Raw genomic sequence first — 5127 nt, 5'->3', positions numbered from 1 at the left:
CGCTACGACGTTGTCTTTGAACTCCTGCGAATATCGCATGTTTTGCCACTCCATGAAAGGTTGAAGGGGTGGCGAAAGTTAGTATGACATCTAATGAGTTCACGAAGGCGATTGAATTTGGAATCAAGAGAAACATGGATCCCGGAAAAATTCCGGACTAATTCAGCGCCCGTTGTACGTGCTTGCATTGCTCCGACTTAGAAGGCTGAAGCGACGGCTTTAAATGCCTCAGGAGATCTAGATGTACCTTCCTCGAACTGTCGAGAAAATAATCCCGGAACTATCAAGACGCTTCAAGGTTGTCATGCTTTCCGGAATGCGCCAGGTTGGGAAAAGCACGACGCTCAGCCATCTGAAGGAGCTGGGTCGTGGGTACGTGACGCTTGAGAATTTGGACGACCTGGCTCTCGCCTGGAATTCACCGAAGGCCTTTTTTCAGGAGCATGAGCTTCCTCTTATTATCGATGAGGTCCAGCGCGCCCCGAATTTGTTCCTGACCATCAAGCTTCTCGTTGACCGTGAGGAGAATAAAGGCGGAGTCTGGCTTTCCGGTTCTCAGAAATTCGTGCGGATGAAGGGCGTCGGCGATTCTCTTGCCGGAAGAATCTATGATCAGAAACTGATGCCGCTCAGTCTTTATGAGCGGGCAGGGAAAGGTCTGGAGCAGGAACCGTATTTCCCGGATGCTCAGAAAAAAGCCGGGCTGCCCTATGAAGACGCAGATCGGATCTGGGACATCATCTGGCAGGGCGGATGGCCGGAGGCGCTTGAACTCAATCCGGAGGAGCGACATCGCTATTTCAATGCCTTCATCACGACCTTTCTCGAAAAGGATGTCGCAGGTATCTGGAATGTCGGGAAGCTCTCCGCCTATCAGCGCTTCATGCAGGGGCTGGCGCTGAGAACCGGGCAGGAACTTCGTATCGGACAGCTAGCGCTGATTGCGGGTGTGGATGAGTCGACCGCAAAACGGTGGCTTTCCATTGCTGAGGCGAGCGGTCTGGTGTATCTGCTGAGGCCCCTCTCAGAAAACTCCGGGAAGACGCTTACGAAATCTCCGAAGGTCTATATGACCGATGTCGGCCTGGCGGCCTTCCTCTGCCGAAGGACAACTCCTGCCGAACTGAAGGCGGATATGAATTCAGGCGCATTCTTTGAGACTTTCGTCATCACGGAAATTCTTAAAAGCTGGGTGCACAACGGCCGAGTGCCGGATTTCTACTTCTATCGGGATCCAAAAATTCAGAAGGAAGTCGACCTGATCATTCATCACGAAGGATGCTGGCATCCGGTCGAAATTAAATCTACGAAAACGCCGCACCTGAAATGGCAAAGAATTTTGCGGTTCTCGACAAGATGAGGCTGAAGAGAGGACTGGGCGCGATCATCTGCAATATGGCGGAGAAGAAGCGGTTCCTCTCCGATGATGTGATCGCGCATTCCATCTTCGAAATTTAACCGAGGGGACTCGCGCTGGTGGGGCCTGACAGCCTCTCAGAGGCCTTACGTCCAATAAAGAAGCCGCCCGGCCGATTTTGGGGAATCGACCGGGCGGCCCTTCAGAACTATTTTTTCAATGCGTCTGGATCAGGCTTTCTCCTTCCATCAGCGCGTGACCGGAACTGAACCGTATTCAGGATCCGAGAGGCCGGTCCAGCGCGAGCGCATGTCGCGGCGCACGACTTCCATCAGCCAGAAGCAGAATGCATGACCGAAGAACTCGGAGAAGTGTTCGGCAAAAGGCTGATCCCAGGGAGCCGGCACCGTGCCCATGAGCGGCATGATGACGACGTGGAAGGCGAAGTAGAGAATAATGCCATAGAGGGCACCCTGAAACTTCTTGATCCCGGCCCAGTACTCCGCGATGCAGCAGTAGAGCATGGCGAAGAAGATCGAGAAGCCGAAGTGAACGACGAAGCTCACGATCGGACGGGGATTCCCCGAGTACTCGTAGGTAGTGTGCGTAAATTCAAAAGAGAACCCGAGCTGCTGCAGAAGCTCCTGCGGCGGGTTCGTGGCGTCGCGAAGCGGCGTGCGGGGCGGGAAGGGCACCTCCCAGCCGAATTTGGCGAAGGCGACGACGATGCCGGCGACGAGGCCAAGGAGAAGGCCGAGAATGATCTTGTCCCGGGTTGAGGTGGGCGCTTTGAGCTGCATGGCAATTCCTTTCAAGAATTTTTGACTTATGCCGCGGTGCGCTGAAGGAAATCGGGCTTTTCCGAGAGAAGTCCGGGCGTCGTCCGCGGCGTGCGAAAGGAACTTTATTCCTCTCTTTTCCCCTGAAAATCAGCTTCCTTTCGGTGATGCCCGGAGGACTCAAATGTCTTAGGACTTTTCGAAAACGCGCGTTTGACCCGAATCAATGGTGGTAGGAAGCCCGTCAAGCAGAATCCTCGTCATGAGAAGACTGAAGACCCTTTTATCTGCTTTTGCCGCGTTCCTTTCGGTGATTGCGCTGCTTCCGGCTGCGCTGGCCGCGTCGGCCGCCGCAGCGTCTGCTGCCGCTCCCGAAGCCTCACCCGCGAAGCTTCGCGTGACGGTGCTCCTTTATTCGCGCCCCTGGAAGGACTACGACTTCATCGTGCGCTCAATGGAGTATCTGAAGAAGAACTGGCCCGGGCTCGAGCTCACCTTCCGGTCGCTTCCGCATATTCCGCTTCGCGAGGAGCTTCGCCGCGGAAACGCCGACCTCGTGATTGCGAGTTCAAGCTTCTTCGCGATGGATCCGACGGAAAAGGTCCGGCCGTTGGCAGCGCTCGTGAGCCCGCGCGCGAAAGATCCCAACCGGTCGTCGGTGGCGGTTGTGGTGGTGCGCTCCGAGAGGAGTGACCTCGTGCGACTGAGCGATCTGGGCGGCAAAAGAATTGCAGCCCAGACGGAAGAGTGCGAACTCGGCCTCCACTACGTCGAGCACGAAATCGCCAAAGCCGGCTTCAACCCCGACGGGTTCTGGTCGGTGCGCCGCGATGAGCCCGGGCAGATGCGGAAGATCCTTGAGGATGTCCTCGCCGGCCGCATCGACGGCGGGATTCTGCGCGGGTGCTTCCTCGAGGATCTCGGCGAAAAGCGGATTGCCGAAATCGGCTCCAGGCTTCGGGTGCTCAATGCCCAGCCCGTCGACGGCCTCGCGTGCCTTCATTCCACGGTGCTCTACCCGGGCATCATCCTCGCGGGAATAAGTCCGCTCGGCGTTGAGCTGCGCGGCGCGTGACGGCGCTTCTCCTTTCGATGCCGGTCGATGAGGACGGGAGCTACTGGGGGATTTCAACCGACTTCACGCGGACCGATCAGATGCTCGAAAGCCTGAAGCTCGGCCCTTACGAGTATCTTCGCGAGTGGACCTTCCGGCGCGTCTGGAAGGAGTATCCGTCTGCCGTCGTCTGCAGCGCGATTCTGGTTGCGGCACTCCTCTTCTACGGCGTGATTCTGCGCCGGCTCGTGAGAATCCGCACTCGGGCGCTTGAGGACGAAATCGAGGAGCGCCGGCGGCTAGAGCGCGAGGCGGCACAGGCCAATGAACAGATCAGCGCCATGCAGCACGCAGGCGCTGTCGGGCAGATCTCGAGCATCATCGCGCATGAACTGAAGCAGCCTCTCGAAGCCATTCAGAACCTCTCGCGCGGCACGATGAGAAGTCTCGAGGACGTGGACGACGTCCCGGCAAGAACGCTCGATGCGGTCGCAAAAATCCGCACGGAAGCGCTTCATGCGAGCGACATTGTCGACCGCGTGCGGGAGTATGGGAAAGGGCGGAGAAGAGCGGAGGCGCTTTCCCTCGCGGATGCCGTCCGCGAGGCGTTCCGGCAGTTCCGTGTGAGCCGCAGGGCGAAGGGCGCAGAGCTCTCGCTCGATCTTTCTCCTCAGACGGAGGGACTCCGGGTGCGCATGGATCCGCTCGATCTGCGGCTCGTGATCGTCAACCTCCTCGCGAACGCCGTGGATGCGGCTTCAAAGAGCCCGTCCCCGGAAGTAAGGCTTGAGGTTGCTCTCGCATCCGACCAAAAGACAATAGAAATCCGCGTTGAAGACAACGGCCCGAAGCTCACCGATGAGGCTTATGCGCATCTCGGCCTCACGCCCGGGAAGTCCTCGAAGGCGCAGGGGCTTGGCCTCGGCCTCGGCCTCATGATCGTAAAGGCGCTTCTTGAGGCTGCGCTCGGGAGCATCCGGTTTGAGCGGATTGAACTCGCAGGGCTGAGAGCTATTGCATCGCTCCCGGCGGAAGAAATGAAAGAAAACGAAAAGGAGAAAGCCTGATGGCTCAGAACAAACGCCTCCTCGTGAGAATTGTCGACGATGACCCTGCGGCGCGCGACAGCCTTGCCTTCATGCTCGAGGAGGAAGGCTTCGACTGCGCGGCTTATCCGAGCGCTGAGGATTTCTTGAAGGGTGATTCGCCTTCCGTTCCGGGCTGCGCGATTCTCGACGTCCGCATGGGAGAAATGAGCGGCCTCATGCTGCAGCAGGAAATGATCCGCCGCGGCATCACGCTCCCAATCGTTTTTCTCTCCGCGCACGGGGACATCGATATGGCGGTCGACACCATGAGGAGCGGTGCGGTTGCCTTTCTGAGAAAAGGCTCAGACCGCACGCGGCTCCTTGATGCCATCTGGTCGGCCATTGAGCGCGCTGAGGGTGCGGAGCCGGAGGATGCCGCAAGGGAGGTCGCCCGCTGGCAGACCCTCACCGACCGCGAGCGCGAGGTGGCCGAGAGAATTGCCGCAGGGCTTCTCAACCGGGAAATCGCCGCCGAACTCGGCATCTCGCCCAAGACCGTGCAGGTCTACCGGGGCGAGGTTTCGAGAAAGCTCGACGTGCGCGGGGCTGTTGGCGTCACGCGGGCGGTGAGGAGAATCGAAAAGATTCTTGCGGGGAAGTGACAGGAGAAAGAGCGAAAAGGAACGAAAACTGCTTTTGTCCGGAGGTGTTTTCGCTGTTCCTTTCCTGAATATCGTCATTTATGACGACGGCAAGCCTCAGAAATACGCATTCAAGGCGTAGAGATGCGGATAGGCGCGCATTGGAATAATCCTAGGTTCTCGGGTTGATTTTGGGGCTACGCGAATCTGAAATTTGAAAAACTACCGCCAAAGCCGCTAAGCCAAAGGGAAAATTGCTACCAGGGCG

General features: G+C 57.9%; 6 protein-coding genes. 5 read left to right on the top strand and 1 reads right to left on the bottom strand.

What is annotated here, in order from left to right; genetic code table 11:
• Positions 1 to 241: 241 nt before the first annotated feature.
• Together GBM95_RS11000 and GBM95_RS13070 are read left to right on the top strand one after the other, a co-directional pair.
• Complete coding sequence (locus tag GBM95_RS11000; protein WP_152159138.1) at positions 242 to 1360, top strand: ATP-binding protein; 1119 nt, start codon at positions 242 to 244, stop codon at positions 1358 to 1360.
• Complete coding sequence (locus GBM95_RS13070) at positions 1327 to 1458, top strand: hypothetical protein (protein ID WP_264298103.1); 132 nt, start codon at positions 1327 to 1329, stop codon at positions 1456 to 1458. The genes GBM95_RS11000 and GBM95_RS13070 overlap by 34 nt, the downstream gene beginning before the upstream one ends.
• 147 nt (positions 1459 to 1605) lie before the next feature.
• Here GBM95_RS13070 and GBM95_RS10995 read toward each other — a convergent pair whose 3' ends face one another.
• Positions 1606 to 2157, bottom strand: coding sequence for a YagU family protein (locus GBM95_RS10995; RefSeq protein WP_152159137.1), 552 nt, complete (start codon positions 2155 to 2157; stop codon positions 1606 to 1608).
• Between the two features lie 241 nt (positions 2158 to 2398).
• Between GBM95_RS10995 and GBM95_RS10990 the strand changes: the two genes are divergently transcribed.
• The 3 genes from GBM95_RS10990 to GBM95_RS10980 are packed head-to-tail and all read left to right on the top strand — an operon-like array spanning position 2399 to position 4880.
• Positions 2399 to 3211 (top strand): PhnD/SsuA/transferrin family substrate-binding protein, encoded by an 813-nt coding sequence (locus GBM95_RS10990; RefSeq protein WP_193222679.1) that lies wholly within the window; start codon positions 2399 to 2401, stop codon positions 3209 to 3211.
• Positions 3208 to 4257 carry a sensor histidine kinase gene (locus GBM95_RS10985; protein ID WP_152159135.1) on the top strand — a complete coding sequence of 350 codons (1050 nt, stop codon included), beginning with the start codon at positions 3208 to 3210 and terminating at the stop codon, positions 4255 to 4257. The genes GBM95_RS10990 and GBM95_RS10985 overlap by 4 nt, the downstream gene beginning before the upstream one ends.
• Positions 4257 to 4880 (top strand): response regulator transcription factor, encoded by a 624-nt coding sequence (locus GBM95_RS10980; RefSeq protein ID WP_152159134.1) that lies wholly within the window; start codon positions 4257 to 4259, stop codon positions 4878 to 4880. Before GBM95_RS10985 ends, GBM95_RS10980 begins: the two co-directional genes overlap by 1 nt.
• Positions 4881 to 5127 lie beyond the last annotated feature (247 nt).

The sequence above is a fragment of the Sutterella seckii genome, from assembly GCF_009183815.1.
Taxonomy (GTDB): Bacteria; Pseudomonadota; Gammaproteobacteria; order Burkholderiales; family Burkholderiaceae_F; genus Sutterella; species Sutterella seckii.
The sequence above is the reverse complement of the archived record's forward strand: the minus strand, read 5'-3'. Positions and strand labels throughout refer to the sequence as shown.

Coding starts and splice junctions, on each gene's coding strand:
- GBM95_RS11000 (WP_152159138.1), top strand. CDS start 242: ATGTACCTTCCTCGAACTGTCGAGAAAATAATCCCGGAACTATCAAGA.
- GBM95_RS13070 (WP_264298103.1), top strand. CDS start 1,327: ATGGCAAAGAATTTTGCGGTTCTCGACAAGATGAGGCTGAAGAGAGGA.
- GBM95_RS10995 (WP_152159137.1), bottom strand. CDS start 2,157: ATGCAGCTCAAAGCGCCCACCTCAACCCGGGACAAGATCATTCTCGGC.
- GBM95_RS10990 (WP_193222679.1), top strand. CDS start 2,399: ATGAGAAGACTGAAGACCCTTTTATCTGCTTTTGCCGCGTTCCTTTCG.
- GBM95_RS10980 (WP_152159134.1), top strand. CDS start 4,257: ATGGCTCAGAACAAACGCCTCCTCGTGAGAATTGTCGACGATGACCCT.